We start from the raw sequence: 25,165 nt of genomic DNA, 5'->3' as shown, positions 1-25,165 counted from the left end.
GAACCCCCGGTGGCACAGTTGCGCCATGGCAGATCTGAAGATACGTCCCGCTTTCCGCGCGGACGAGCAGGAGCTGGCCGACCTCGACCGGGAGATGTGGTCGCCGCTGCACGCGGTGACGCCCAGGCCGCAGGCGTACGAGCCGTTCTTCGACGACCGGCATCCGCCGGAGAACTTCCTGGTCGCCGAGGTGGACGGCCGGCTCGTCGGGTACGTCGCCGTGGCGCCCGCCACCGCGCTGGCGGCCAACGCGCACGTACGCCAGATCAGGGGTCTCGTCGTGGACGGCCGGGAGCGCGGCCGGGGGGTCGGGCGGGCGCTGGTGCGGGCGGCGGCCGGGCGGGCGCGGGCGCAGGGTGCGCGGCGGCTGACGCTGCGCGTCCTCGGGCACAACGCACCGGCCAGGCGGCTGTACGAGGCGGCGGGCTTCGTGGTCGAGGGGGTGCTGCCGGGGGAGTTCTTCCTGGACGGCCGGTACGTGGACGACGTCTTGATGGGGCGCACGCTCTAGCGGCCCCGAAAGGCGCCCCGCGACGCTTACCCGAACCGCTCCGTCAAGCGCGGGAAGCGCTCCGCCAGTGCCTCCGCGTCCTCGAAGTCGACGGGCGTCCCCTCCGGCTCCGCCGCCTGCGCCGCGATGCCGAGGGCCGGTGCCACCACTCCGGTGAGCTGCTCGTACGCCTCGTCCGCGGCGAAGCCCAGTTCCTCGCCGTCGCCGTCGATCTCCTCGTCGAACCCGTCCAGCAGCTCGGCGAGGCTGTCCGGGTCGTGCAGCGCCCCCTCGAAGACCTCGCGGCCCTGGCCGATGAGCCAGCACCGGAAGTAGTCGAAGGCGTCGTCGCTCGCGCCGTCCAGCAGGACGGCAGCCGCGCCCCACAGGTCCCAGTGGTACGCGCGGTTGTAGCGGGCCTCGAAGTGCCGGGCGAAGTCCAGGACCGAGTCGGGGTCGAGCTGCAGCAGCCGCTCGACCAGCAGGTCGGCCTGGTCCTCGGGGTCGCCTTCGGCGGCCTCGCGGGTGCTGTCGACGATCTCCCAGAACTCCGTCTCGTCCATCACGGGTCCAGCATCGTGCTTGCGGGGGTACGGCGCACGTGGAGTGGCCGAATTTCACGCCTTTCCTATGCGGACAGAAGATGTCTGCTTTCTGTGTGAGGGTCGCCGCATGGACCACGAAAAGACCACGGACCACGCGAAGACACTGACAGGAAAAGTCGCCCTGGTGGCGGGAGCCACCCGGGGAGCCGGGCGGGCAATCGCCGTCCAGCTCGGCGCGGCGGGCGCGACCGTGTACGCCACCGGGCGGACGACCCGCGAGCGGGTGAGCGAGGTCGGGCGGGCCTCGGAGACCATCGAGGAGACGGCCGAGCTGGTGACGGCGGCGGGCGGCGTCGGCATCGCCGTACAGGCCGACCATCTGGACCCCGCACAGGTGCGCGCGGTGGTCGAGCGGATCGAGCGGGAGCAGGGCCGGCTGGATGTGCTCGTCAACGATGTGTGGGGCGGCGAGCATCTGATCGACTTCGACACGAAGATGTGGGAGGTCGGCCTCGACAGGGGGCTGCGGATGCTGGAGCTGGGGGTGAAGACCCATCTGATCACCAGCAGCCTCGCGCTGCCGCTGCTCGTACGGCGGCCGGGCGGGCTCGTCGTGGAGATCACCGACGGCACCGCCGAGGCGAACAAGGCGTACCGGGGGAATCTCTTCTACGACCTCACCAAGAACGCGCCCATCAGGATGGCGTACGGGCTGGGGGAGGAGCTGAAGGAGTCCGGCTGCACCGCCGTCTCGCTGACGCCCGGCTTCCTGCGCTCCGAGCAGATGCTGGACCACTTCGGGGTGACCGAGGAGACCTGGCGCGACGCCGTCGCGCGGGAGCCGCATTTCGCGATCTCCGAGACGCCCGTCCTGGTGGGCAGGGCCGTCGCCGCGCTCGCCGGTGATCCGGAGCGGGAGCGGTGGAACGGCCGGTCGCTGTCCAGCGGGCGGCTGGCGCGGGAGTACGGCTTCACCGACGCGGACGGCAGCCGCCCCGACTCCGAGGCGTACTTCGCCGAGGTCGTCGCCGGTGGCAAGGACGCGACGGCCGAGGACTACCGCTAGGGAGTGTCCGCGACGTCTCGTCCGGCTCGCGATGCCTGGCGCGGACACGACCAAGGCCCTCCCTAGTCCAGTTGCAGCGGCTGGGCCACCTCGTCCCAGCGGGTGTCGAACCAGAGCTTGACCTGCTCGAATCTGGCTTGTTCCGATGCGTCGGCGCCGTCCAGTGTCGAGCGGAAGAGATCGCCGCCGCGCAGCTCGATGACGTCCAGTGAGGCGCCGTCCGGGTTGTTCTGCATCTGGCCGCGTTCCAGCCAGTAGTACGCGGTCAGCATCTCCGTGCCGTTGATCAGGTAGCGCTTCTCGCCGGGGATGGTGGGCAGTCCCCTGATCGCGACGGAGACCTGTCCGACCAGCCCCCGTTCCGCCAGCCGGGTCAGTGAGTGCTCCAGCGCTCCCGCGTAGGTCCGGATGACGTGCCGTAGCCGCAGCAGCGGGCGGGGGTCGGCCGGGTCGTCGGCGTGGCGGGGGTACGGGTGGCTGGTCGTCAGGTCGGGCAGCAGGACCCGGACGGTGATGGTCTCCGGGGGGCGGCGGCGGCCCTCCAGGATCGCCTCGACCTCGTTGCGCACCGCCTGGCTGAGCTGTTCCGTGGTCAGTGACCAGACGTCCAGGACGACATGCCGGGCGGTGAACGCCTGCGCGATGTAGTAGGCCAATGGCCGGAGGTTGGTCGTCCGATTGGCAACCCGGGCGGCTCTTCCCGGTGCCCCGTCCTCCAGCAGTCCCTCGTCGCGCAGCATCTGCTGGGCGCTCTGGATGGTGCCTCTGCCCACCTGGTAGTGGCGCTGCAACTGCTGCTGTTTGGGCAGCGCCTCACCCGCCGAAAGCCGCCCGTCCAGGATCCTGCTGCGCAGATCATCCGCGACGGAGCGGTAGCGGGGAAGGTCCTCGGCGTCACCCCGGTCGGTGGGCATCACTCTGCTGAGGCTACAACTCGGCTGCGGTGTCCGACAGATGGCTGCAGCAACCGGTCAAGTCGATTGGCTGCCCGGCAACTTGACCGGTTGTTCGGTCAGGCCGGTCCCGCTGCAGCTCAATGGCTGCCATTACGGATGGGTATCAAGGAGAGAACCGATACCCGACCATTGGCCTTCACTCCGCAGAAACTCATCTGCCAAAGGGTGCCAACCGAAGGGTGTCCCGCGAACGCAGAAGTGAACCGGAGGAGATGCCATGGGGGCGCTGTCACGAACGGACATGATCATTGAGGTGATCGGGGCCTTCGGGCCCCAGGGAGCCCTGCTGGGGCTGCTGTGCGCGCTGCTCGTACGGGCGCTGCGCGAGGAGAAGGGGTCGGGCGGCAACCTGCTGTGCGCCGCGACCGTACTGCTGGTCCTGCTGCTGGTCGGATCAGCCTGAGTCCCACGGGACGGCGATGGTGTCCCACAGGGAGTCGAACCACTTCTGGGTCTGTTCCACGTACGCCGCTGTGACCTGGTCCTCGTCGACCGCCGCGTGCCGGAACAGCATCCCTTCGACGCCGAGCATGTCGTAGATCTCGATCGGTTCGTCCCGGTCGAGGTCCACCGTGCGCGTCTGCACCTGGTAGTGCCCGGCCAGCACCTCCTCGCCGTTGAGGATGTACACCTTCTGGGTCGGCGATATGGAGACCTTCCTGGCCTCCACCCGCACCTCGGGCACCAGCCCCCTGACCTTCAGCATGCGCAGCGAGTGGCGCAGCGAGCCGTAGATGTGCCCGGTGGTCTCCCGCAGCCGCTCGCGCGGCCGGGTGTTGTGCGGCTCTCCGACGACCTGCGGCAGCGCCAGCGGGTCCTCAGCGTTCGGCAGCAGGATCCGTACGGCGATCCGCTCGGGGGTCGGTACGCCGGCGGTGCCGAGGGCGACGAGCGGTCCGGCGAGCGCGGAGGCGAGGGTCTCGCCGTTGAGGCAGTACGCGTCGATCGTCACGTGCGGCTGCTGGAAGCAGAGCGCGACCCGCTCGCCGAGGAACACCCCTGCGGGGCGCGGCGGGTGGCTTCTGGGCGTAGGCACGTCGTTGGCGGTCGGTCCCGGCAGCAGCCGGGAGGCGCCGCTCGGTGCGGTCCGTGCGACGGTCGGCGGAGTGCCCTGCTGGGCCCGCTTGATCAGGCCCTCGTTCTCCAGGACTTCGAGCGCCCTGCGGACGGCGCCGCGCGGTGCCTCGTAGCGCCGGCTCAACTCGGCCTGGGTGGGGATGTGGTCGCCGACGCGCAGCTCTCCTGACGAGATGTGGTCGCGCAACGCGTCCGCCACCACATCCCGCGGACGCCGTTGTCCGTCGGTCAAGGCGCTGTCTCCAGGCACAGCCAAACTCTACAACAGCCTGCCAATGGGCGAGAGTTATCTGCGAGGTCTTCCCAACTGCTGCCAAGCGGCTGCCATTGGCTCAGACGGGCGGGTCGTAGAGCGCGTGCAGCCGCGCCGCCGCCTCGGCGAACCGGTCGCGCAGCGAGGCGGGACGGAGGATCTCGGCGTCCGGGCCCAGCCCCAGCAGCTGGGCGTACGCCACCTCCTCCGACTCGACCGGCAGGGTGACCGTGAGCAGCCCCTGGGCGTCCGGCTCCCCGGCCGCCTCGATGGCCTCGCAGGCGGCGGCGCGGTCACCCGCGTACGGCAGCCTGCGCACCCCGTCGGGGGAGAGCCGTACGGTCACCTCGGTCCGCAGGATCGAGCGGGCGAACTCGGCCGAGCGCTGCTCCCAGAAGCTGGGCAGATCAAAGGACTCATCTCGGGAGAAACGTTCCTTCAGGGGTTCGGCGGCGGTGAACCGGTCGATCCGGTAGACCCGGAAGGCCCCCTTGGCGTCCGCGCACAGGTACCAGACTCCGGCCTTGAGCACGAGACCGTACGGCGCCAGCTCCCGCTCCACCTCGGCGTCCTCGCGCCGGTAGCGCGCCGACAGCAGCTGGTCGCCCCAGACCGCCTCGGCGATCACCTGCAGCAGCTCGGGCGTCTGCGGCTCGTGGTACCAGCCGGGGGCGTCCAGGTGGAACCGCCGGGCCGCCGAGTCGGGGGCGTCCCGCAGCGAAGGCAGCAGCGCGGCCGACACCTTGAGCCGGGCTGCCGAAGCGACGTCGTCCAGCCCCATCTCCCGCAGCGCGCCCGGCACCCCCGACAGGAACAGCGCCTCGGCCTCGCTGCGGGCAAGACCGGTCAGACCGGTGCGGTAGCCGCCGACGAGCCGGTAGCCGCCGGTCCTGCCGCGGTTCGCATACACCGGCACCCCGGCCTCCGAGAGTGCCTGGGCGTCGCGGGTGATGGTCCGCTCGGAGACCTCCAGTTCCCTGGCCAGCTGGGCCGCGGTCATGGACGGCCTCGACTGGAGCAGGAGCACCATCTTGATCAGTCGGGCAGCGCGCATGCCACCCATCATGCAGCCAGAGCGGCATCGCATACAGGGGAACCCCCGTCGCGAACTGCTCGATGCGACGGGGGTTCCCGCGGAAACGGACCGGAAGCGGACTCGGAGACAGACCGGAAACGGACCGGAGACGGGCTCAGAGGCCGTAGCGCTGACGGGCCTCCACGACGGTCTCCGGCTTGACCTCACCACGCCGCGCGAGCTGCGCGAGCGCCGCGACCACGACCGACTGCGCGTCGACGCCGAAGTGCCGGCGCGCCGCCTCACGGGTGTCGGAGAGACCGAAGCCGTCCGTGCCGAGCGAGGACCAGTCCTGCTCGACCCACTGGCTGATCTGGTCCGGCACCTGCCGCATCCAGTCGCTGACCGCGAGCACCGGGCCGGGTGCCCCGGACAGCGCGCGGGTCACGTACGGGATCCGCTGCTCACCGCGGAGCAGCGCCTCGTCCGCCTCAAGGGCGTCCCTGCGCAGCTCCGTCCAGGACGGCGCCGACCACACGTCGGCGGCGACGCCCCAGTCCGAGGCGAGGAGCTGCTGAGCCTCCAGCACCCAGTGGATCGCCGTGCCGGACGCGAGCAGCTGGAGCCTGGGCGCGTCGGCCGCCGCCGGCGCCGCCTCCTGGTAGCGGTACAGACCGCGCAGGATGCCCTCCTCCACGCCCGCGGGCATGGCGGGCTGCACCTTGGTCTCGTTGTAGACCGTCAGGTAGTAGAAGATGTCCTCGGCGTCGGGGCCGTACATCCGGCGCAGCCCGTCCTTGACGATGACGGCGACCTCGTAGGCGAACGCCGGGTCGTAGCTGACCGCCGCCGGGTTGGTCGAGGCGATCAGATGCGAATGACCGTCCGCGTGCTGCAGGCCCTCGCCCGTCATCGTCGTACGGCCGGCCGTCGCGCCGATGACGAAGCCCCGGCCCAGCTGGTCGGCGAGCGCCCAGAACTGGTCGGCCGTGCGCTGGAAGCCGAACATCGAGTAGAAGATGTAGAACGGGATCATCGGCTCGCCGTGCGTCGCGTACGACGTCGCGGCCGCGGTGAAGTCGGCCAGCGAACCGGCCTCCGTGATGCCCTCGTTCAGGATCTGACCGTCCTTGGCCTCCTTGTAGTACAGGAGCTGGTCACGGTCGACCGGGTCGTACGTCTGGCCCTTCGGCGAGTACAGACCGGCCGTCGGGAACAGCGACTCCATACCGAAGGTGCGGGCCTCGTCGGGGACGATCGGGACCCAGCGCTTGCCGGTCTCCTTGTCCCGCATCAGGTCCTTGGCCAGCCGGACGAACGCCATGGTGGTGGCGATCTCCTGGGTGCCCGACCCCTTCTTGAGCGCGTCGAAGGCCTTGTCGGCGGGCTGCGGCAGCGGTTTCGCGACGACCTTGCGGGCCGGGGCGGGACCGCCGAGCGCGGCGCGCCGCTCGCGCAGGTACCGGACCTCGGGCGAGTTCTCGCCGGGGTGCCAGTACGGCACGACGGCGTCGTCCAGCGCGCTGTCGGGGATGGGCAGTTCGAGCAGGTCGCGCATGGCGCGGAACTGCTTGCCGGTCAGCTTCTTCATCTGGTGGTTCGCGTTGCGCGACTCGAAGTCGGGGCCGAGCGTGTGGCCCTTCACGGTCTGCGCGAGGATCACCGTCGGCGCGCCCTTGTGCTCCATGGCCGCGCGGTAGGCCGCGTAGACCTTGCGGGGCTCGTGACCGGCGCGGGACGTCTGGAACAGCTCCAGCAGCTTGGCGTCGGTGAGGCCCTGCGCGATACGGCGCAGCGAGGGGTCGGTGAAGAAGTGCTCGCGGATGTAGGCGGCGTCGCGCGTCGCGTACGTCTGGAACTGGGCGTCCGGCACCTCGCGCAGCCGCCGCAGCAGCGCGCCGTCGGTGTCCTGGGCGATGACGGAGTCCCAGGCCTGGCCCCACAGCGACTTGACCACGTTCCAGCCGGCGCCCCTGAACTGGGCCTCCAGCTCCTGCACGATCTTGAAGTTGGGCCGGACCGGGCCGTCGAGCCGCTGCAGGTTGCAGTTGATGACAAAGGTCAGATTGTCCAGGCCCTCACGCGCCGCGAGGGCGAGGGAGGCCGTCGACTCGGGCTCGTCCATCTCGCCGTCGCCGAGGAACGCCCAGACGTGCGAGTGGGAGGTGTCCTTGATGCCGCGGTTCTCCAGATAGCGGTTGAAGCGCGCCTGGTAGATCGCGGAGATCGGGCCTATGCCCATGGAGACCGTGGGGAACTCCCACAGCCAGGGCAGCCGCCGCGGGTGCGGGTACGACGGCAGTCCGTCGCCGCCCGCCTCCTGGCGGAAGCGGTCGAGCTGGTCGGCGGAGAGCCGGCCGTCGAGGAAGGCGCGGGCGTAGATGCCGGGCGACGCGTGGCCCTGGAGATAGAGCTGGTCGCCGGAACCGTCGGCCTCCTTCCCGTGGAAGAAGTGCTCGAAGCCCGTCTCGTAGAGCCAGGCGACCGAGGCGTACGTCGCGATGTGGCCGCCGAGGCCGAGCCGGGAGCCGCGGGTCACCATGGCGGCCGCGTTCCAGCGGTTCCAGGCGGTGATCCGGGACTCCAGCGCCTCGTCGCCCGGGTAGGCGGGCTCGGCGGCCGTCGGGATGGTGTTGACGTAGTCGCTCTCCAGCAGCGCGGGCAGCGCGACCCCGGCGGAACCGGCGTGCTGGAGGGTGCGGCGCATCAGGTACGCGGCGCGGTGCGGTCCTGCGTTCTCGGTGACGGCGTCCAGGGAGGCCGCCCATTCGGCGGTCTCCTCGGTGTCACGGTCCGGGAGCTGGTCGAGCTCGCTCGGAAGCTTGCCTACGGGGTCGGTCATGGTCGCCGCCTTCCGGACAGGAGGGGGGTGGAGAAAGGCCCTTGTCTGGCAGGACAGGGCGACGGGCTGGGTGCAGCCCGCTGTCCACTGTAAGTCGCTGATCGATGATCGATCAAAGGGTAACGGGGTAAAAGTTCACGATCTGAAGAAATTGGCATCCCGTGCCAGCTCAGGCGGCACGCGGTGACCCTTGATCGTTCGTGTGTGCGACGCTGCGGTCGGGTGCCGGTCAGGCGCGCGGCGCGCAGCCGAGCACATGGGTCTTGACCAGCGGGCCGATCTCGGGATCGCGCCGCTTGAACGCCTCGACCAAGGCGTGGTGCTCCTCCGCGTACGACTTCTGCACCGTGCCGAGCCAGCGGATCGACAGCGCCGTGAACACCTCGATGCCCAGCCCCTCCCAGGTGTGCAGCAGCACGCTGTTGCCGGCCGCCCGCACCAGCTCGCGGTGGAAGGCGACGGTGTGCAGCACCTGCGCCGTACCGTCGTCCTTGCGGTCGGCCGCGTAGAGCCCCGCCACATGCGGCTCCAGCGCCGAGCAGTCCAGCGCCAGCCGTTCGGCGGCCAGTTCGGCGGCGATCTGTTCGAGGCCCGCCCGGACGGGATAGCTCTCCTCCAGGTCGGCGGCGGTCAGATTGCGCACCCGTACGCCCTTGTTGGGCGCCGACTCGATGAGCCGCAGACTCTCCAGCTCGCGCAGCGCCTCCCGGACGGGCGTCTGGCTGACCTGCAGCTCGGTGGCGATCCTGCGTTCCACGATCCGCTCGCCCGGCTTCCAGCGCCCGCTGACGATCCCCTCCACGATGTGCTCGCGGATCTGTTCGCGCAGCGAGTGGACGACGGGCGGGGTCATGGCGGCACTCCTCGGGGACATCGGCCTTTGGGTAGACGATACGGCGGCGCCCCCGCCCGGAGAGTCCGGACAGGGGCGCCGTCGCCGTACGGATTCCTGCTACAGCCCGAGCTCGACCTCGAACTCGCCGGCTTCCAGGATCGCCTTGACGGCCGTCAGGTAACGGGCCGCGTCGGCGCCGTCCACCAGACGGTGGTCGTAGGAGAGCGCGACGAACGTCATGTCGCGGACCGCGATGGTCTCACCCAGGTCGGGGTGGTTGATGACCACCGGGCGGCGGACCGTGGCACCGATGCCCAGGATCGCGGCCTGGTTCGGGGGCACGATGATCGTGTCGAACAGCGCGCCGCGCGAACCGGTGTTGGAGATGGTGAAGGTCGCACCGGCCAGGTCGTCCGGCGTGATCTTGCTGGCGCGCACGGCGCCGGCCAGCTCGGCGGTCTTCTTGGAGATGCCGGCGATGTTCAGATCGCCCGCACCCTTGATGACCGGCGTCATCAGGCCACGCTCGGAGTCCACAGCGATACCGATGTTCTCGGTGTCGAAGTAGGTGATCGTGCCCTCTTCGGCGTTGATCCGGGCGTTGATGACCGGGTGGGCCTTCAGCGCCTGGGCGGCGGCCTTGACGAAGAACGGCATCGGGGAGAGCTTGACGCCCTCGCGGGCCGCGAAGCCCTCCTTCGCCTGCGCGCGCAGCCGCATCAGCTTGGTGATGTCCACCTCGACCACGGAGGTCAGCTGGGCCTGGTCGTGCAGCGCCTTCATCATGTTGTCGCCGATGACCTTGCGCATGCGGGTCATCTTGACGGTCTGGCCGCGCAGCGGGGACGCCTCAAGCTTGGGCGCCTTCGAAGCGGCGGCGGGGGCGGCGGCCGGGGCCGACGCCTTTGCGGCCTTGGCCGCCTCGGCGGCCGCGACGACGTCCTGCTTGCGGATCCGGCCACCGACGCCGGTGCCCTTGACCGAGGCCAGGTCGACGCCGTTCTCGGCGGCGAGCTTACGGACCAGCGGCGTCACGTACGCGCCGTCGTCACTGGCGGTGGCGGCAGGCTGCTTCGGAGCGGCCTGCGCGGGGGCGGGCTGCGCGGGTGCCGGCGCGGGAGCCGGTGCGGGCGCGGCCTGCGGGGCCGGTGCCTGCTGCTGCGGCGCGGGAGCCGGCGTGGGCTCGGGCGCCGGTGCGGGCGTCGGGGCCGGTGCCTGCTGCTGCGGGGCGGCGGCCGGAGCCGGGGCCGCGGGGGCCTCGGCCTTGGCGGGCGCGGCGCCCGGAGCACCGATGACGGCGAGCTTCGCGCCGACCTCGGCGGTCTCGTCCTCGCCGACCACGATCTCCAGGAGCACACCGGCGGTGGGCGCGGGGATCTCGGTGTCGACCTTGTCGGTGGAGACCTCCAGCAGCGGCTCGTCCTCCTCGACCGACTCGCCGACCTCCTTCAGCCAGCGGGTGACGGTGCCCTCGGTGACGCTCTCGCCGAGCGCCGGAAGGACCACGTCGGTGCCCTCGGCGCTGCCGCCGCCGGACGCCGCCTGGGCGGTCGGCGCGGGCGCGGGGGCCTGCGACTCGGTGGACGGCGCTGCCGCGGCCGGCTCGGGCGCGGCCTGCGGCGCCGGTGCCTGCTGCTGCGGTGCCTCCTGGGCCGGCGCCTGCTCGGCGGCCGGTGCGGGCGCCTCGGCGGGCGCGCCGGAACCGTCGTCGATGAGGGCCAGCTCGGCGCCGACCTCCACCGTCTCGTCCTCGGCGACCTTGATGGACGCCAGCACGCCGGAGACGGGGGCGGGGATCTCGGTGTCGACCTTGTCGGTGGACACCTCAAGCAGTGGCTCGTCGGCCTCGACGCGCTCGCCCTCGGCCTTCAGCCAGCGGGTGACAGTGCCCTCGGTGACGCTCTCGCCGAGCGCCGGCAGGGTTACGGAAACCGCCATGGTTTCAGTTGCTCCTAACGAATGTGCGGTAGTGGTCGTCGCGCTCGGACTGGTGCCCCGACCGGCAATGTTTGCGCGACAGGGCAAAGCTTGACGGGAGGGGCACCAGATCAGTCGTGGGAGTGGAGCGGCTTGCCGGCCAGGGCGAGATGGGCCTCGCCGAGCGCCTCGCTCTGGGTCGGGTGCGCGTGGATGAGCTGCGCGACCTCGGCCGGCAGAGCCTCCCAGTTGTAGATCAGCTGAGCCTCGCCGACCTGCTCGCCCATCCGGTCACCGACCATGTGGACGCCGACGACGGCACCGTCCTTGACCTGGACGAGCTTGACCTCGCCCGCGGTCTTGAGGATCTTGCTGCGGCCGTTGCCCGCGAGGTTGTACTTCAGCGCGACGACCTTGTCGGCGCCGTAGATCTCCTTGGCCTTGGCCTCGGTGATACCGACGGAGGCGACCTCGGGGTGGCAGTACGTCACCCGGGGCACACCGTCGTAGTCGATCGGGACCGTGTTCAGCCCGGCCAGCCGCTCGGCGACGAGGATGCCCTCGGCGAAGCCGACGTGCGCGAGCTGGAGGGTCGGGACGAGGTCGCCGACCGCGGAGATCGTCTCCACGTTCGTCCGCATGTACTCGTCGACGAGGACGAAGCCGCGGTCCATGGCGACGCCCTGCTCCTCGTAACCGAGGCCCTGCGAGACGGGGCCGCGGCCGATCGCGACCAGCAGCACCTCCGCCTCGAAGGTCTTGCCGTCGGCCAGGGTCACCCGGACGCCGTCCTGGGTGTACTCGGCCTTGTCGAAGAACGTGCCGAGGTTGAACTTGATACCGCGCTTGCGGAACGCCCGCTCCAGGAGCTTGGAGCTGTTCTCGTCCTCCAGCGGCGCGAGGTGCTTCAGACCCTCGACGATCGTCACGTCCGTACCGAAGGACTTCCACGCCGAGGCGAACTCGACGCCGATGACACCGCCGCCCAGGATGATCGCGGACTGCGGGACGCGGTCCAGCTTCAGCGCGTGGTCCGAGGAGATGATCCGGTTGCCGTCGATCTCCAGGCCGGGCAGCGACCTCGGGACCGAGCCGGTCGCGAGCAGGACATGGCGGCCCTGGATCCGCTGACCGTTGACATCGACGGAGGTGGGCGAGGACAGCCGGCCCTCACCCTCGATGTAGTGCACCTTGCGGGAGGCGACAAGCCCCTGCAGGCCCTTGTAGAGGCCGGCGATGACCTCGTCCTTGTACTTGTGCACCGCGGCCATGTCGATGCCCTCGAAAGTGGCCTTGACACCGAACTGCTCGGACTCGCGTGCCTGGTCGGCGATCTCGCCGGCATGCAGCAGGGCCTTGGTGGGAATGCAGCCGTTGTGCAGGCAGGTGCCGCCGACCTTGCCCTTCTCGATCAGGGCGACGTCCAGGCCCAGCTGCGCCCCGCGCAGCGCCGCGGCGTACCCGCCGCTACCGCCGCCGAGGATCACTAGGTCGAAAACGGTGCTGGCGTCGTTCGCCACGTCACGTCCTCCATGCATGTGCGCCGGTCGCCGGTCTTCCATGACCGGGCGGCGGCTGGTGTTCGGCCGCTTTTGTTCGGCCCTGTGGTGGGGGCCCTGTCCTGCCGAAGACCCATCTTCGCACTTGTCGACGGGCGACGGGACGCGGGGCCGGGGTCCGGTACGGACGGACGTCCGCGACACGGGCTCCGCACTGCGTACTGACGTACGGACCGGCGTACGGATTTCTTCCAGGGCGAAATCCTGCCCTGCACCGACCGTTACGGTCCCAGCTGCTGAAGCCCGGGACCGTAACGGTTTATTCCGGGCGCTCCCGCCCGGGGCGCCGCCGTCAGCCGAGGTCGCCGTCGGCCGTCCGCTCGGCGAGCCTGACCAGCGTGCGGATACCGGAGCCCGTGCCGCCCTTGGGGGTGTAGCCGTACGGCGCGCCCTCGTGGAAGGCGGGTCCCGCGATGTCCAGGTGGGCCCAGGTGATGCCCTCGCCCACGAACTCCTGGAGGAAGAGCCCTGCGACCAGGCCGCCGCCCATCCGCTCGCCCATGTTGGCGATGTCGGCGGTGGGGGAGTCCATGCCCTTGCGCAGGTCGGCGGGGAGCGGCATCGGCCAGGCGGCCTCGCCGACGTCGCCCGCCACGTCGTGGATGGCGGTGCGGAACGCGTCGTCGTTCGCCATGATGCCGAAGGTGCGGTTGCCGAGCGCCAGCACCATCGCACCGGTCAGCGTCGCCACGTCGATGATCGCGTCCGGGTTCTCCTCCGAGGCGCGGGTGATCGCGTCGGCCAGCACGAGCCGGCCCTCGGCGTCGGTGTTCAGCACCTCGACGGTCTTGCCGCTGTACATGCGCAGGACGTCACCCGGGCGGGTGGCGGAGCCCGACGGCATGTTCTCGGCCAGGGCGAGCCAGCCCGTCACGTTGACGCGCAGGCCGAGCCTCGCCGCCGTGATGACGGCGGCGAACACGGCGGCGGCGCCGCTCATGTCGCACTTCATCGTCTCGTTGTGGCCCGGCGGCTTGAGCGAGATGCCGCCCGAGTCGTAGGTGATGCCCTTGCCGACGAGCGCGAGGGTCTTGTCCGCCTTGGAGTGGGTGTAGGCGAGGCGGACAAGCCGCGGCGGGTTGACCGAGCCCTGGCCGACGCCGAGCAGACCGCCGTAGCCGCCCTTGGTGAGCGCCTTCTCGTCGAGGATCTCGACCTTGACGCCGTTCTCCTTGCCGGCGGCCGTCGCGATGGCGGCGAAGGACTCGGGGGTGAGGTCGTTCGGCGGCATGTTGATCAGGTCACGGGCGCGGTTGATCTCCGCCGCCAGCGCGACCGCGCGCTCAGCCGCCGCCTTGTGGGCCTTGTCGCGCGGCTTGCCGCCGAGGACCGTGACGTCGGCGAGCGGCTGCTTGGGGCCGTTGCCGGCGCCCTTCGCCGTCTTCTCGCCGCCCTGGTACGTGGTGAAGGCGTACGCCCCGAGGAGCGCGCCCTCGGCGACGGCCGCGACATCCCCGGCCGACTCGACGGGCAGCGCGAACGCGGCCTTGGCCGTGCCCTTCAGCGCGCGGGCCGCGGTGCCCGCGGCGCGCCTGAGCTGCTCGGAGCCGTACGACTCGCCCTTCTCCGGCGCCGCACCGAGTCCGACGGCGAGCACGAGCGGCGCCTTGAGCCCGGCGGGCGCGGGCAGCTTGGTCACCTCGTCCTCGGCGCCCGAGGCACCGAGGGTCTGCAGGACGGCGGCGAGCTTTCCGTCGAACGCCTTGTCCACGGCCTCGGCGCCGGGAGCGACGGTGGGGCCCTTGGCGCCCTTCGCGACGCCGACGACTACCGCGTCGGTGCGGAGCGTCGCCGCTCCGTCGGGCTTCAGAGTGAGAGCAGTCACGGTGGTGAAATCTCGCTTCCGTTGAGTTCGTTGGCGGTCGAGGGGTGGGCCGACCGGACCCGCCGCATCGTATTCCGGCCTGAGAGCGCCGAGAATGAGCCTACGCTCAGTGATGAGGTCCCCTCACGCCCCGTCCCTTTCCACCCCTTCTGACCGTGTGTTTCGGCCCGTCAGCCGCTGTCGTTCCAGGGCCGGTCCGGGCTCAGCCCAGGGTCAGCGCGACGAGCGCGGTGGTGGCCGCCGTCTCGGCGAGCGCGCCGAAGACATCGCCCGTGACCCCGCCCAACCGCCGTACGCAGTGCCGCAGCAGCAGCTGGGCCGCCGCGAGCGCCGCCAGTACGGCGAGCCCGTGGCGCAGTGCGCCGCCCGCCCCGAAGAGCGCGCCGGCCGCCGCGCAGCAGAGCGTCACGAGTACGGCGACGGCGACAGCCGTACGCATCGGCAGCACCCCGGCGACCGCGGCCCCGAGTCCTTCGGGCCGGGCGGCCGGTACCCCGGTACGGGACGCCAGGGTGAGCGCGAGCCGCGCGGCGACGGCGGCGACGACGGACCCCACGGCGCCCTGTGCCCAGCCGGCGCCGTACAGCCCGGCCGACGCGGCGAGCTGCGCCGCGAACACCAGCAGCAGCGTGATCACCCCGAACGGGCCGATGTCCGACTGCTTCATGATCCGCAGCGCATCCTCGGCGGGCTTGCCGCTGCCCAGCCCGTCGGCGGTGTCCGCGAGACCGTCGAGATGCAGCCCCCGGGTGAGCACGGCCGGTACGGCGACGGAGGCCACGGCGGCGAGCGGCGCACCGGCCCCGGCGAGCAGCGCGAGCCCGCCGGCCGCCGCGGCGCACAGCCCCACGACGAGCCCGGCGAGCGGCGCGGACAGCATCCCGGCGCGGGCCGCCGCCCGGTCCCAGCGGGACACGGCGACCGGCAGCACGGTGAGGGTGCCGAACGCGAAACGTATGCCGTCGGCCGCCGAGGCGCGGGTGCTGTCGTCTGTGGGGGTCACCGGCCGAAGGGTAGCCAAGAGCGCCGACACCTCTGACAGCCGGTAAATTGGTGCATAACCAGCTATAGCCGGTGATTGACGGCAATTCAGGAGTGCGCTGCATGGGTCACTGGTTCCACCAGAACATCGTCGAGCCGGGCAAACTGCCCATGCTGCTCGCCCTCGCGTCCTTCGTGGTGTGCTTCCTGCTGACCCGGACGATCACCCGGCTGATCCGGGCGGGGAAGGGCCCGTTCGGCAACGTCTCGCCCGGCGGCATGCACATCCACCACGTGGTGCCGGGGGTGGTGCTCACCGTCGTCGGCGGCTTCGGCGCGGCGGGCAGCGGAACCCATGGCGTCACGGCCGCGGTGTTCTCGGTGATCTTCGGCTTCGGCGCCGGGCTGGTACTGGACGAGTTCGCGCTGATCCTGCACCTGGACGACGTCTACTGGTCGGAACAGGGCCGCCAGAGCGTCGAGGTCGTGGTGCTGGCCGCCGCCATGGCGTTCCTGGTCATCGGCGGCTTCGCCCCGCTCGGCGTCAACTCCCTGTCGGACAGTCAGCAGGACGGCCGGGGCACGGTCATCACGACGATCGTCATCGACTTCCTCCTCGCGCTGATCACCGCGTTCAAGGGGAAGCTGCGCATGGCGCTGATCGGCACGCTGGTGCCGTTCGTCGCGCTGGTGGGCGCGATCAGACTGGCCCGCCCGGTCTCACCCTGGGCCAAACGCTTCTACCGCCACCGCCCCAAAAGACGAGCCAGAGCCGTCCTCCGCGCCTACCGCCACGACATCCGCTGGTCGGGCCCGAGCCGCCGCTTCCAGGACCTGATCGGCGGAGCCCCCGACAAACCGGCACTGCCACCGGGCCCCGGGCGCTGACCCGGCTCGCCCGGCGGGCGTCAGGCGGTCGGGTCCGCGTCCGGTTCCGGCTGCTCCGGCTGCTCCGGCCGCTCCGGCAGTTCGGCTGCCAGAGCCGCTGCCGCCTGGACGAGGGGCAGGGCCAGCAGCGCGCCCGTGCCGCCGCCCGCTTTCACGCCGTGGTCGAGTACCGGTGTCATCGCCATCCGGTCCAGCGCCTTCGCCTGCGCCGGCTCTCCGCTCACCTGGCCCGCCAGCCACCAGTCCGGCGCGCGGAACGCCGCTCGCTGGGCGACCAGGGCGCAGGCGGCCGAGACCACGCCGTCCAGGATCACCGGCATCCGGCGTACCGCGCTCTGCAGCAGGAAGCCGGTGGTCGCGGCGAGGTCGGCGCCGCCGACAGCGGCCAGCAGTTCCAGCTGGTCGCCGAGGACCGGGCGGGCCCTGCGCAGTGCGTCCCGTACCGCAGCGCACTTGCGCATCCACGCCAGGTCGTCGATACCGGCGCCGCCGCGTCCCGTGACCACGCTGGCGTCCGTGCCGCACAGTGCGGCGATCAGGGTGGCCGCGGGGGTGGTGCCGCCGACGCTCAGGTCGCCCAGCACGATCAGGTCGGTGCCGGAGTCCGCCTCCTCGTCGGCGATCGCCATGCCGAGCCGTACGGCCTGCTCGGCCTCCTCGGCCGTCAGGGCGTCCTCGACGTCGATCCGCCCGCTGCCGCGCCGCACCCGGTGGCGTACGACCTCGTCGGGCAGCAGCCCGGGGTCGCAGTCGAGCCCCGCGTCCACGATCCGTACCGGCACCTCGGCGCGGCGCGCGAGCACGGCCGCCGGGCTGGCGCCCTCCAGGGCGTCCCGCACCAGCACATGCGCGCTGCCCGCGGGGCGTCCCGACACGTCGAGCGCCGCCACTCCGTGGTCGCCCGCGAAGATCACCACCCGGGGCTGGGTGACGGCCTTCACGGGGACGGAGTGCTGCGCGGCCGACAGCCACTCGCCCAGTTCGTCCAGGCGCCCGAGCGCGCCGGGCGGAACGGTAAGCCGCTCCCGCCGTTCCTCGGCCTCGCGCCGCATGTTGCCGTCGGGGCGCTCGATCAGATCGGAGAAGTCATCGAGATTCAGCGAGCTCATTCGCCGAACAGTACCGGCAGGCCGCCGCGCGGTTCCGCGCAGTCCGGTCCTGCTCGCGGCCAGGGCAGGCCCTAACCGCGCAACGGCAGGGCCTGGCCCGCCACCACCAGCAGTACGTGTTCGCACTCCGCCGCGAACGCCGCGTTCAGCCTGCCCAGTTCGTCGCGGAAGCGGCGCCCCGACGCCGTCGCGGGCACCACGCCCGAGCCGGCCTCGTTCGTCACCGCCACCACCGTGCGCCTCGTCTCCCGTACGGCGTCGGTCAGTTCGGCCATGCGCGCGCGCAGTGCCTTCTGGCCGTCCGCCGCCCACGCCGCGTCGTCCCAGGCGTTCACCCGGTCCATGGCGTCCGTCAGCCACAGCGACAGACAGTCGATCAGCAGCGGGGGGCCGTCGTCGGCGAGCAGCGGTACGAGGTCGCAGGTCTCGGTGGTCCGCCAGGACGCGGGGCGCCGCTCGCGGTGGGTTCTGACCCGTTCGGCCCACTCCGCGTCCCCCGCGCGCGTGCCGCCCGTCGCGACGTACAGCACGCCGGGGAACGTGGCCAGCCGCCGCTCGGCCTCCCAGGACTTGCCGGACCGCGCCCCGCCCGTGACCAGCGTGCGGCGCGGTACGTCGGGGACGGCCTGGTAGGCGCCCACGGTCAGCGTCGTACCGTCCGGCACGGCGCGCGCGCCCGCCGCCGCGAGCCGCCGCGCCAGCTCGGCGCCGGGCGGTACGTCGTGGTCGAGGTGGACGGCCAGCACATCGGTGGACCGGCCGACCGCCCCGGACTCGCGCAGCCGGGCGACCGCCTCGGGCCGCCCCACGACATCGGCGGCCACCACGTCGTACGTGACGTTCCTGTCCTGCCCGGCCAGCAGCCCGGCGGGCGCACCGCCCGGCGGCAGGTAGAGCAGCTGCTCGCCGCCGGGCGCCGTCACCTCGTACCCGGTGCCCGGCGCGTCCATCGCCACCGCCCGCACCCGGTGCCCGCTGAGCAGCGTCAGCACCCGGCCGTCCGCCACCCGTCCGGCGGGCGGCAGCCCTGCGGGCAGCTCGACCGCCGGGCCGTCGTGCGGATGGGTGAGCAGGACCTGCCGTACGCCGGTCAGGGTGTGCCCGGCGCGCGCCGCCGCGAACGCCGCTCCCGGGGTGAGGTCCAGCAGCAGGACGCCGTCCACCAGCAGCGAGGTCGCGGCGCGCGCGGAGGCGCCACGGGCCGCGGCGCAGGCGGCGCAGGGGCAGTCGGGGCGGGGGAGTCCTTCGGGGGCTCCGGTGCCGAGCAGAGTGAGTTCCACGGGATGATCCTCCCGTGTCCGCGCTCACGGTGCGCGCCCGGCTACGCTGCGGGCAGGAAACTGATCAGCTCGCGGGACCCGGGAGGCGCACATGGCGTGGACGTGGCGGTTCGAGAAGTCCGACGGGACGGAGGTGCCGCCGGCGGTCGAGCCGGAGGAGTTCACCACGCAGGGGGACGCCGAGTCCTGGATCGGCGAGGCGTGGAAGGAACTCAAGGAGGGCGGCGCCGACCAGGTGCAGCTCTTCGAGGACAGCAAGAAGATCTACGGACCGATGAGCCTGCACGCCGAACAGGCCTGAGAGCGCTGGTCCGGAGCTGACGAGCAGCGCGGCCCGCCGCCCTCACCGGGCCGCGGGCCGCGTCCGTACAGGTACCGGCTACATGTCCCCGAGCGTGACCTGGACGGTCTTCGCCGAGCTGCCCCTCGTGTAGCCCACCTGGACCTTCTGGCCCGGCTTGTCGGACGCGAGCATCTCGGACAGCGAGTCGATCGTCGTCACGCGCCGGCCGCCGAGCTTGGTGATGATGTCGCCCGACTTGATCCCGGCGGCCGCCGCCGCGCCGCCCTTTACGGCCGTCACGACGGCGACCCCCTCGGGCTGGAAGTCGTCGCCGAGCACGGTGCGTCCGGTGATGCCGAGCGCGGCCCGGCCCGAGTTGGTGACCTTGCCGTTCTTGATGATCTGGTCGGCGACGGTCTTCACCATCGAGACGGGGATCGCGAAGCCGATGCCGGGCGCCGCGCTGTTGCCCATCTGCGGGTCGCTCGCCGCGAGCGTCGGGATACCGATGACCTCGCTGTCCAGGTTGACCAGCGCGCCACCGCTGTTGCCGGGGTTGATCGCGGCCGACGTCTGCACCATGTTGGCGATCGTGGCGCCCGTACCGCCGCCCGATTCGCTCTCGCTGACGGTCCGTCCGACCGCCGAGACGATGCCCTGCGTGACACTGCTGGACAGACCGAGCGGCGAGCCCATCGCGAGGACGATCTGCCCGACGGCGACCTTGGACGAGTCGCCGAATTTAGCGGCCTTCAGCCCGCTGGGCGGGTTCTCCAGCTCGATCACGGCGAGGTCCTGCTGCGGGAAGCTGGAGACCAGCCGCGCCTGGAGCGGCTGCTCCTGGGTGGCGACGGTGACCTTGAAGGTCTTGCCCTTGCCCACCACATGGGCGTTGGTGACGATATGGCCCTTGTCGTCGTAGACGATGCCCGAGCCCAGCGCGTCCCCGGCGTCGATCTGCACGACCGAGGGCAGCGCGTTCTTGATCACGCTCTCGTAGTCGCTCTGCAGGTCGTCGCCGTCCGCGCGCTGCACGGCGGCTGCCTGCGTCGTCGTGTCCGCGTCGGACTCGGCGGAGCTCGCGGCCGGTGAGCCGGGGCCGGAGCAGCCGCCGGCCAACGCCACGGCGCAGACGCCTGCGGTCAGGGGGAGCAGCAGCCGGCGCGCGCGGCCACGGAGAAGAGATGCGTCCATGTCCGGAGTATCCCTTTTGCCCACCAGGGTCGGCCTGCGGTGCGCCGCCGATCAGGGGGTGCCCGCGATCAAGGAACGGCGGCAAAGAACGGCGGCAAGGAGTGGCGGCCCGGCACGCGGACGGTCAGCCCCGGACGGTCAGCCCCGGACCCCGCACACATGCAGCAGCGCGGCGATCCTGCGGAACGGCTCCGTGCGGCCCGCCCGGTCCTCGGCGGCCAGCAGCTGGCGCAGCTCGTCGCCCTCCGGCGCCGCCGCGTCACCCGCGCCGTCCGTGAAGACCCGCACGCCGTACCAGGCGTGCAGCGGAGCCGCGATACCGGCGAGCGTCGCCGTCACGTCGTCGAGCCGGTCGGCACGCACCCGCGCGCCCAGCCGGTCGGTGTACAGATGCGCGTCGAAGGCGGCCAGTGTCGTCGGCCAGTCACCGGCGAAGCCCGGCCGCAGCGGCAGCGCGTCCGCGTTGCGTACGAGCAGCGACAGCAGCCCGCCGGGGGCCAGCATCCTGGCGAGCCCCGCGATCATCGCGTCGGGCTCCTCGACGTACATCAGCACGCCGTGGCACAGCACCACGTCGAAACCGCCGGGCAGGAAGTGCACACCCGTCTCGAGTCCGTCGCCCTCCAGCAGCCGGACCCGCTCGCGTATGCCCTCGGGCTCGGCCGACAGGGCCGTACGCGCCGTCGACAGCGAATCGGAGTCCGACTCCAGGCCCGTCACCGTGTGTCCCGCACGGGCCAGCCGGAGCGCCTGGACGCCCCGTCCCATCCCGACGTCGAGGATCCGCAGCCGCTGCCCGACAGGGAACCGCCCGGCGATCTGCTCATCGAGCTGCCGGGCGACCAGCTCTTGACGCACGACGTCCCGCAGCTTCCCCGAGAAGCCGGAGACGTCCGTGGTCAGGGTCGCTCTCCGCGCTTGACCTGCGGCTTGGGCAGCCGGAGCCGGCGGACCTGGAGCGTGCGCATCAGGCCGTACGGCACGGCGCCGCGCTTCGGGGTGTCGGGGAAGCGGATCGCCAGCTGCTTCTTCAGCCGGAACCACAGCCCGATCGAGTCGACGACGATCACCACGATCACCACGAGCCACATCAGCAGCGCGATGTTCTGCAGCGAGCCGATCCGCACCATGCTCAGGACGAGGATCACCACCGCGAGCGGCAGGAAGAACTCGGCGGCCGAGTAGCGCGAGTCGACGTAGTCACGGACGAACTTGCGCACCGGGCCCTTGTCACGGGCCGGCAGATAGCGCTCGTCACCGTTGGCGAGGGCCTGCCGCTGCCTGGCCATGTCGGCACGCCGCGCCTCGCGCTGCTGCTTGGTGGCCGTCTTGCGGTCGGTCGGCGCCGTCGAGGCGCGTCGGCGCTGCGACTGCGCCTGGGCGCGCTTGGGGGTCGGGCGGCCCTTCGGGGCCTGCGGGTCACGGGTCTGCTTGGAGAGGTCGATCGACACCTTCGTGCCGGGGACCTTCTCTTCCTTGGCGCGGCTACGGAACACAAAGCCCAAGGGTACGGGGTGCCGTGCATGGACCCCACCCCCGAGGGGAACGATCCCGCAACGGCCTGCGTCTTCAAAGACGGAACAGACGGGACAGAGGGGGACACGGCGGGGGCTTCGCCTCCGCTTCCCCCTACGGTCACCTACTCCCTGCGCCGGACGGCCGCGGGGCGCAGTCGTCCTTGGGGAGGAGCGCATCCGCGCTCGAACAGTGCGGTAATGGATGCAGGCCCCGTACTGTGGGTTCTGTAGGAGTGCTGGAGCTGGAGTCCGTCAGAAGGGGGCGCGCGAAGCCCATGAGCGGTGTCATGAAGCGTATGGGGATGATCTTCCGCGCGAAGGCAAACAAGGCCCTTGACCGGGCCGAGGATCCGCGCGAGACCCTCGATTACTCGTACCAGAAGCAGCTTGAGCTGCTTCAGAAGGTACGCCGCGGCGTCGCCGATGTGGCGACCTCGCGCAAGCGGCTTGAGCTGCAGCTGAACCAGCTGCAGGGCCAGTCGACCAAGCTGGAGGACCAGGGCCGCAAGGCCCTCGCCCTCGGCCGGGAGGACCTGGCGCGCGAGGCGCTGTCCCGCCGCGCCGCGCTTCAGCAGCAGGTCAGCGATCTGGAGACGCAGCACACCACGCTGCAGGGCGAGGAGGAGAAGCTCACCCTCGCCGCGCAGCGCCTCCAGGCCAAGGTCGACGCCTTCCGTACGAAGAAGGAGACGATCAAGGCCACGTACACGGCTGCGCAGGCGCAGACCCGGATCGCCGAATCGTTCTCGGGAATCTCCGAGGAGATGGGCGACGTCGGTCTGGCCATCCAGCGGGCCGAGGACAAGACCGCGCAGCTGCAGGCCAGGGCAGGCGCGATCGACGAACTGCTCGCTTCGGGCGCCCTCGACGACCAGTCGGGGCTCGCGAAGGACGACATCGCCACCGAGCTGGACCGGATCTCCGGCGGTTCGGACGTCGAGCTCGAACTTCAGCGCATGAAGGCCGAGCTGGCCGGCGGGTCGCCGCAGCAGGCAATCGAAGGAGGCGCCGCAGGCGCGGCCGGAGAGAAGGACGCGCCGCCGTCCCAGTCGAAGTTCGACAAGAGTTAAGGATTCGTCATGATCGTACGGATCATGGGGGAGGGCCAGCGGCGGCTGGCGGACGGCCACGTCGCCGAGCTGGACAAGCTCGACGACCTGCTGCTCGCCGAGGTCAGGAACGGCGACGGGGACGGCTTCCGCCGCACCTTCCACGCCCTCCTCGACAAGGTGCGCGAGCTCGGCGAGCCACTGCCCGACGACTCGCTGGAGCCGTCGGAGCTGATCCTCCCCGCACCGGGCGCGACCCTCGAAGAGGTACGCGAGCTGCTCAGCGACGAAGGGCTGATCCCCTCCGTCTGACGGCACCCCACTCCACCACTCCCGGCGCCCCGCCCCAGGCGGGGCGCCGTCGTGTGTCCGGGCCGCCGGGTGTGCCGGAGCGCACCCCGCCGTTTTCCCGGGTGCGCGACGCCGACCCCGTACCGTGCATAGATGTGACCTCCCTCGGCATCGCGTACGGAACCGCCTACGCGCGCACCCGGCACTGGCTGCGCGCGCATCCGCTCGCCCCCGACGGCGCGCTCGCGGTCACCGTGCTGGTGTGCATGGTGATCGGCTCGTTCGCGAACCCGCACCGAGGGCAGGGCGGCCCCACCTTCAGCACGGAGCCGCCCAGCGCGCTCAGCCTGCTGCTGATGGCCGTCGCCGCCGCCGCGCTCGTCCTGCGCCGGCGCGCGCCCAGGCCCGTACTGCTGTGCACCAGCGCGGTGACCGTGCTGGAACTGGTGACCGGCGATCCGCCCGCGCCCGTCGTGTTCAGCGCCGTCATCGCCCTCTACACCGTCGCCGCCCGCACCGACCGCCCCACCACCTGGCGGATCGGCTTCGCCACCATGGCCGTGCTGACCGCCGTCGCGATGATCTTCAGCACCGGCCCCTGGTACTCCCAGGAGAACCTGGCGATCTTCGCCTGGACCGGGATGGCCAGTGCGGCGGGCGACGCCGTACGCAGCCGCCGCGCGTTCATCGACGCCATAAGGGAACGGGCCGAGCGCGCCGAGCGCACCCGTGAGGAGGAGGCCAGGCGCCGGGTCGCCGAGGAGCGGCTGCGGATCGCCCGCGATCTGCACGACGTCGTCGCCCACCACATCGCCCTGGTCAACGTCCAGGCCGGGGTCGCGGCCCATGTCATGGACAAGCGGCCCGACCAGGCGAAGGAGGCCCTGGCCCACGTACGGGAGGCCAGCAGGTCGGCGCTGAACGAACTGCGCGCCACCGTCGGGCTGCTGCGCCAGTCCGGCGACCCCGAGGCACCTACCGAACCGGCCCCGGGACTCGCGCACCTCGAAGGGCTGCTCGACACGTTCCGCAACGCCGGGCTGCCGGTGGAGTACGTGAGCGACGGCGACGTGGAGCTGCCCGCCGCCGTCGACCTCGCCGCCTACCGCATCATCCAGGAGGCCCTGACCAACTCGCAGAAGCACGCGGGCGCCGGTGCCAGGGCCGAGGTGAGCGTCGTACGGGTCGGCCCGACCGTGGAGATCACGGTCCTCGACGACGGGGAGGGGACGGCGGAGCCGACCCAGGGCGGCGGCCACGGTCTGCTCGGCATGCGTGAGCGCGTCACCGCGCTCGGCGGATCCCTCACCGCGGGACCCCGCTACGGAGGCGGCTTCCGTACGCAGGCGATACTGCCCGTGAAGGCGAAGGGGAAGCCGCGCGCGACAGCCGAGGCGCGGCCCGCCACGGGCACCGGCGGCTGCCGGGCAGGGGAGACCGTATGACGATCAGGGTCCTGCTGGCCGACGACCAGACGCTGCTGCGCAGTGCCTTCCGGGTGCTGGTCGACTCCGAACCCGACATGGAGGTCGTCGGCGAGGCGGCCGACGGCGCCCAGGCCGTCGAACTGGCCCGTACCGCCGCGCCCGACGTCGTCCTGATGGACATCCGGATGCCCGGTACGGACGGTCTGGCGGCGACCCGCGTCATCAGCGCCGACCCCGCGCTCGCCGGGGTGCATGTCGTCATGCTGACCACCTTCGAGGTCGACGAGTACGTCGTGCAGTCGCTGCGCGCGGGCGCCTCCGGCTTCCTCGGCAAGGGCGCCGAGCCCGTCGAACTGCTCAACGCCATCCGGATCGCGGCGGCGGGCGACGCCCTGCTGTCGCCCGTCGCGACGAAGGGCCTCATCGCGACCTTCCTCGCGCAGGGCGGCACCGACTCCGAAGGGCCCGCCCCCGCCGAGTACACCAAGCGGCTCGCGGCGCTGACCGTGCGCGAGCGTGAGGTGCTGGTGCAGGTGGCGGGCGGCCACTCCAACGACGAGATCGCCGAGCGGCTGCAAGTCAGCCCACTGACTGTCAAGACCCATGTGAACCGGGCGATGGCAAAGCTTGGCGCCCGCGACCGGGCCCAATTGGTGGTAATCGCCTACGAATCGGGCCTCGTGCGGGCCAGGGTGGAGTAGTACCCCACCCTCCGCGTACTCCAGGCGCGGTACTCGGCGCCCCAGGAAATGCGTCTGGCGGGCGA

The 25,165-nt window shown here is 71.6% G+C and carries 24 protein-coding genes; 9 read left to right on the top strand and 15 right to left on the bottom strand.

All coding sequences use genetic code 11. The features are described from left to right. Positions 1-25 precede the first annotated feature (25 nt). Entirely contained in the window at positions 26-511 is a 486-nt protein-coding gene (locus OHS57_RS10615; protein ID WP_041990525.1) for a GNAT family N-acetyltransferase, read from the top strand. 26 nt (positions 512-537) lie between these two features. Here the strand turns inward: OHS57_RS10615 and OHS57_RS10610 are convergent, their stop codons facing one another. After that, complete coding sequence (locus OHS57_RS10610; RefSeq protein ID WP_328585036.1) at positions 538-1,053, bottom strand: DUF4240 domain-containing protein; 516 nt, start codon at positions 1,051-1,053, stop codon at positions 538-540. A gap of 109 nt (positions 1,054-1,162) precedes the next feature. Here OHS57_RS10610 and OHS57_RS10605 point away from each other — a divergent pair, with 109 nt between their 5' ends. Further along, on the top strand, positions 1,163-2,101 hold the full coding sequence (locus OHS57_RS10605; protein WP_328581737.1) for an SDR family oxidoreductase: 939 nt from the start codon (positions 1,163-1,165) through the stop codon (positions 2,099-2,101). A 62-nt stretch (positions 2,102-2,163) separates the two neighbouring features. On the opposite strand, the gene OHS57_RS10600 is transcribed toward OHS57_RS10605, so the two are convergent. After that, positions 2,164-3,015, bottom strand: coding sequence for a winged helix-turn-helix domain-containing protein (locus tag OHS57_RS10600; protein ID WP_328581736.1), 852 nt, complete (start codon positions 3,013-3,015; stop codon positions 2,164-2,166). Between the two features lie 259 nt (positions 3,016-3,274). Between OHS57_RS10600 and OHS57_RS10595 the strand changes: the two genes are divergently transcribed. Further along, positions 3,275-3,460 (top strand): hypothetical protein, encoded by a 186-nt coding sequence (locus tag OHS57_RS10595; RefSeq protein WP_041990528.1) that lies wholly within the window; start codon positions 3,275-3,277, stop codon positions 3,458-3,460. Here the strand turns inward: OHS57_RS10595 and OHS57_RS10590 are convergent. From OHS57_RS10590 to OHS57_RS10555, 8 genes are all read right to left on the bottom strand, one after another. Continuing rightward, positions 3,452-4,366 carry a winged helix-turn-helix domain-containing protein gene (locus tag OHS57_RS10590; RefSeq protein WP_041990529.1) on the bottom strand — a complete coding sequence of 305 codons (915 nt, stop codon included), beginning with the start codon at positions 4,364-4,366 and terminating at the stop codon, positions 3,452-3,454. The two genes, OHS57_RS10595 and OHS57_RS10590, sit on opposite strands and share 9 nt — an antisense overlap. 100 nt (positions 4,367-4,466) lie before the next feature. Further along, entirely contained in the window at positions 4,467-5,441 is a 975-nt protein-coding gene (locus OHS57_RS10585; RefSeq protein WP_198533304.1) for a helix-turn-helix transcriptional regulator, read from the bottom strand. 136 nt (positions 5,442-5,577) lie between these two features. After that, positions 5,578-8,244 carry a pyruvate dehydrogenase (acetyl-transferring), homodimeric type gene (gene aceE, locus OHS57_RS10580; RefSeq protein WP_041990530.1) on the bottom strand — a complete coding sequence of 889 codons (2,667 nt, stop codon included), beginning with the start codon at positions 8,242-8,244 and terminating at the stop codon, positions 5,578-5,580. Between the two features lie 229 nt (positions 8,245-8,473). Then, positions 8,474-9,097 (bottom strand): GntR family transcriptional regulator, encoded by a 624-nt coding sequence (locus OHS57_RS10575; protein WP_041990532.1) that lies wholly within the window; start codon positions 9,095-9,097, stop codon positions 8,474-8,476. Positions 9,098-9,196: 99 nt separating this feature from the next. Next, positions 9,197-11,017 (bottom strand): 2-oxoglutarate dehydrogenase, E2 component, dihydrolipoamide succinyltransferase, encoded by a 1,821-nt coding sequence (gene sucB, locus OHS57_RS10570; protein ID WP_328581735.1) that lies wholly within the window; start codon positions 11,015-11,017, stop codon positions 9,197-9,199. Positions 11,018-11,127: 110 nt separating this feature from the next. After that, positions 11,128-12,516 carry a dihydrolipoyl dehydrogenase gene (gene lpdA, locus OHS57_RS10565; protein ID WP_041990539.1) on the bottom strand — a complete coding sequence of 463 codons (1,389 nt, stop codon included), beginning with the start codon at positions 12,514-12,516 and terminating at the stop codon, positions 11,128-11,130. Positions 12,517-12,847: 331 nt separating this feature from the next. Beyond that, positions 12,848-14,380 (bottom strand): leucyl aminopeptidase, encoded by a 1,533-nt coding sequence (locus OHS57_RS10560; RefSeq protein WP_328581734.1) that lies wholly within the window; start codon positions 14,378-14,380, stop codon positions 12,848-12,850. 202 nt (positions 14,381-14,582) lie between these two features. After that, positions 14,583-15,383 carry an adenosylcobinamide-GDP ribazoletransferase gene (locus tag OHS57_RS10555; protein WP_328581733.1) on the bottom strand — a complete coding sequence of 267 codons (801 nt, stop codon included), beginning with the start codon at positions 15,381-15,383 and terminating at the stop codon, positions 14,583-14,585. Between the two features lie 101 nt (positions 15,384-15,484). Between OHS57_RS10555 and OHS57_RS10550 the strand changes: the two genes are divergently transcribed. Then, entirely contained in the window at positions 15,485-16,249 is a 765-nt protein-coding gene (locus tag OHS57_RS10550; RefSeq protein WP_328581732.1) for a hypothetical protein, read from the top strand. A 20-nt stretch (positions 16,250-16,269) separates the two neighbouring features. Here OHS57_RS10550 and cobT read toward each other — a convergent pair whose 3' ends face one another. Both cobT and OHS57_RS10540 read right to left on the bottom strand, forming a co-directional pair. Continuing rightward, a complete protein-coding gene (gene cobT / locus OHS57_RS10545; protein ID WP_328581731.1) occupies positions 16,270-17,358 on the bottom strand; it encodes a nicotinate-nucleotide--dimethylbenzimidazole phosphoribosyltransferase in 1,089 nt (362 codons plus the stop codon). Between the two features lie 71 nt (positions 17,359-17,429). Further along, on the bottom strand, positions 17,430-18,638 hold the full coding sequence (locus OHS57_RS10540) for a bifunctional adenosylcobinamide kinase/adenosylcobinamide-phosphate guanylyltransferase (protein ID WP_328581730.1): 1,209 nt from the start codon (positions 18,636-18,638) through the stop codon (positions 17,430-17,432). A gap of 91 nt (positions 18,639-18,729) precedes the next feature. Here OHS57_RS10540 and OHS57_RS10535 point away from each other — a divergent pair, with 91 nt between their 5' ends. Next, positions 18,730-18,939, top strand: coding sequence for a hypothetical protein (locus OHS57_RS10535; protein ID WP_041990553.1), 210 nt, complete (start codon positions 18,730-18,732; stop codon positions 18,937-18,939). Between the two features lie 78 nt (positions 18,940-19,017). On the opposite strand, the gene OHS57_RS10530 is transcribed toward OHS57_RS10535, so the two are convergent. The 3 genes from OHS57_RS10530 to OHS57_RS10520 form a co-directional block, all read right to left on the bottom strand. Continuing rightward, a complete protein-coding gene (locus OHS57_RS10530) occupies positions 19,018-20,115 on the bottom strand; it encodes a S1C family serine protease (protein WP_328581729.1) in 1,098 nt (365 codons plus the stop codon). Between the two features lie 138 nt (positions 20,116-20,253). Further along, positions 20,254-20,973, bottom strand: coding sequence for a class I SAM-dependent methyltransferase (locus OHS57_RS10525; protein WP_041990557.1), 720 nt, complete (start codon positions 20,971-20,973; stop codon positions 20,254-20,256). A gap of 41 nt (positions 20,974-21,014) precedes the next feature. Beyond that, the gene (locus OHS57_RS10520; protein WP_041990559.1) at positions 21,015-21,611 is read right to left on the bottom strand and encodes a DUF3043 domain-containing protein; all 597 of its coding nucleotides are present in this window, start codon (positions 21,609-21,611) and stop codon (positions 21,015-21,017) included. Between the two features lie 296 nt (positions 21,612-21,907). On the opposite strand from OHS57_RS10520, the gene OHS57_RS10515 reads away from it, so the two are divergent. From OHS57_RS10515 to OHS57_RS10500, 4 genes are all read left to right on the top strand, one after another. Further along, positions 21,908-22,702, top strand: a complete 795-nt coding sequence (locus tag OHS57_RS10515; RefSeq protein ID WP_198533305.1) for a PspA/IM30 family protein — start codon at positions 21,908-21,910, stop codon at positions 22,700-22,702. 9 nt (positions 22,703-22,711) lie between these two features. Continuing rightward, entirely contained in the window at positions 22,712-22,993 is a 282-nt protein-coding gene (gene pspAA, locus OHS57_RS10510; protein ID WP_041990563.1) for a PspA-associated protein PspAA, read from the top strand. Positions 22,994-23,121: 128 nt separating this feature from the next. Then, positions 23,122-24,417: a sensor histidine kinase gene (locus OHS57_RS10505; RefSeq protein WP_443043068.1), complete on the top strand. Its 1,296-nt coding sequence runs from the start codon at positions 23,122-23,124 to the stop codon at positions 24,415-24,417. Further along, positions 24,414-25,100 (top strand): response regulator, encoded by a 687-nt coding sequence (locus tag OHS57_RS10500; RefSeq protein WP_041990568.1) that lies wholly within the window; start codon positions 24,414-24,416, stop codon positions 25,098-25,100. Before OHS57_RS10505 ends, OHS57_RS10500 begins: the two co-directional genes overlap by 4 nt. The last annotated feature ends 65 nt before the right edge of the window (positions 25,101-25,165 follow it).

The organism is Streptomyces sp. NBC_00370 (assembly GCF_036084755.1).
In the GTDB taxonomy this organism is placed as follows: domain Bacteria; phylum Actinomycetota; class Actinomycetes; order Streptomycetales; family Streptomycetaceae; genus Streptomyces.
Note: the sequence above shows the minus strand (reverse complement) of the source record. Positions and strands in the feature narration are given on the sequence as shown.

Excerpts from the sequence above, each read along its gene's own strand:
- OHS57_RS10585 (WP_198533304.1), bottom strand. The coding sequence starts at position 5,441 with ATGCGCGCTGCCCGACTGATCAAGATGGTGCTCCTGCTCCAGTCGAGG.
- OHS57_RS10515 (WP_198533305.1), top strand. The coding sequence starts at position 21,908 with ATGAGCGGTGTCATGAAGCGTATGGGGATGATCTTCCGCGCGAAGGCA.
- OHS57_RS10535 (WP_041990553.1), top strand. The coding sequence starts at position 18,730 with ATGGCGTGGACGTGGCGGTTCGAGAAGTCCGACGGGACGGAGGTGCCG.
- pspAA (WP_041990563.1), top strand. The coding sequence starts at position 22,712 with ATGATCGTACGGATCATGGGGGAGGGCCAGCGGCGGCTGGCGGACGGC.
- sucB (WP_328581735.1), bottom strand. The coding sequence starts at position 11,017 with ATGGCGGTTTCCGTAACCCTGCCGGCGCTCGGCGAGAGCGTCACCGAG.
- OHS57_RS10530 (WP_328581729.1), bottom strand. The coding sequence starts at position 20,115 with ATGGACGCATCTCTTCTCCGTGGCCGCGCGCGCCGGCTGCTGCTCCCC.
- aceE (WP_041990530.1), bottom strand. The coding sequence starts at position 8,244 with ATGACCGACCCCGTAGGCAAGCTTCCGAGCGAGCTCGACCAGCTCCCG.
- OHS57_RS10575 (WP_041990532.1), bottom strand. The coding sequence starts at position 9,097 with ATGACCCCGCCCGTCGTCCACTCGCTGCGCGAACAGATCCGCGAGCAC.
- OHS57_RS10600 (WP_328581736.1), bottom strand. The coding sequence starts at position 3,015 with ATGCCCACCGACCGGGGTGACGCCGAGGACCTTCCCCGCTACCGCTCC.
- OHS57_RS10500 (WP_041990568.1), top strand. The coding sequence starts at position 24,414 with ATGACGATCAGGGTCCTGCTGGCCGACGACCAGACGCTGCTGCGCAGT.
- OHS57_RS10605 (WP_328581737.1), top strand. The coding sequence starts at position 1,163 with ATGGACCACGAAAAGACCACGGACCACGCGAAGACACTGACAGGAAAA.
- OHS57_RS10550 (WP_328581732.1), top strand. The coding sequence starts at position 15,485 with ATGGGTCACTGGTTCCACCAGAACATCGTCGAGCCGGGCAAACTGCCC.
- OHS57_RS10610 (WP_328585036.1), bottom strand. The coding sequence starts at position 1,053 with ATGGACGAGACGGAGTTCTGGGAGATCGTCGACAGCACCCGCGAGGCC.
- cobT (WP_328581731.1), bottom strand. The coding sequence starts at position 17,358 with ATGAGCTCGCTGAATCTCGATGACTTCTCCGATCTGATCGAGCGCCCC.
- OHS57_RS10595 (WP_041990528.1), top strand. The coding sequence starts at position 3,275 with ATGGGGGCGCTGTCACGAACGGACATGATCATTGAGGTGATCGGGGCC.
- OHS57_RS10615 (WP_041990525.1), top strand. The coding sequence starts at position 26 with ATGGCAGATCTGAAGATACGTCCCGCTTTCCGCGCGGACGAGCAGGAG.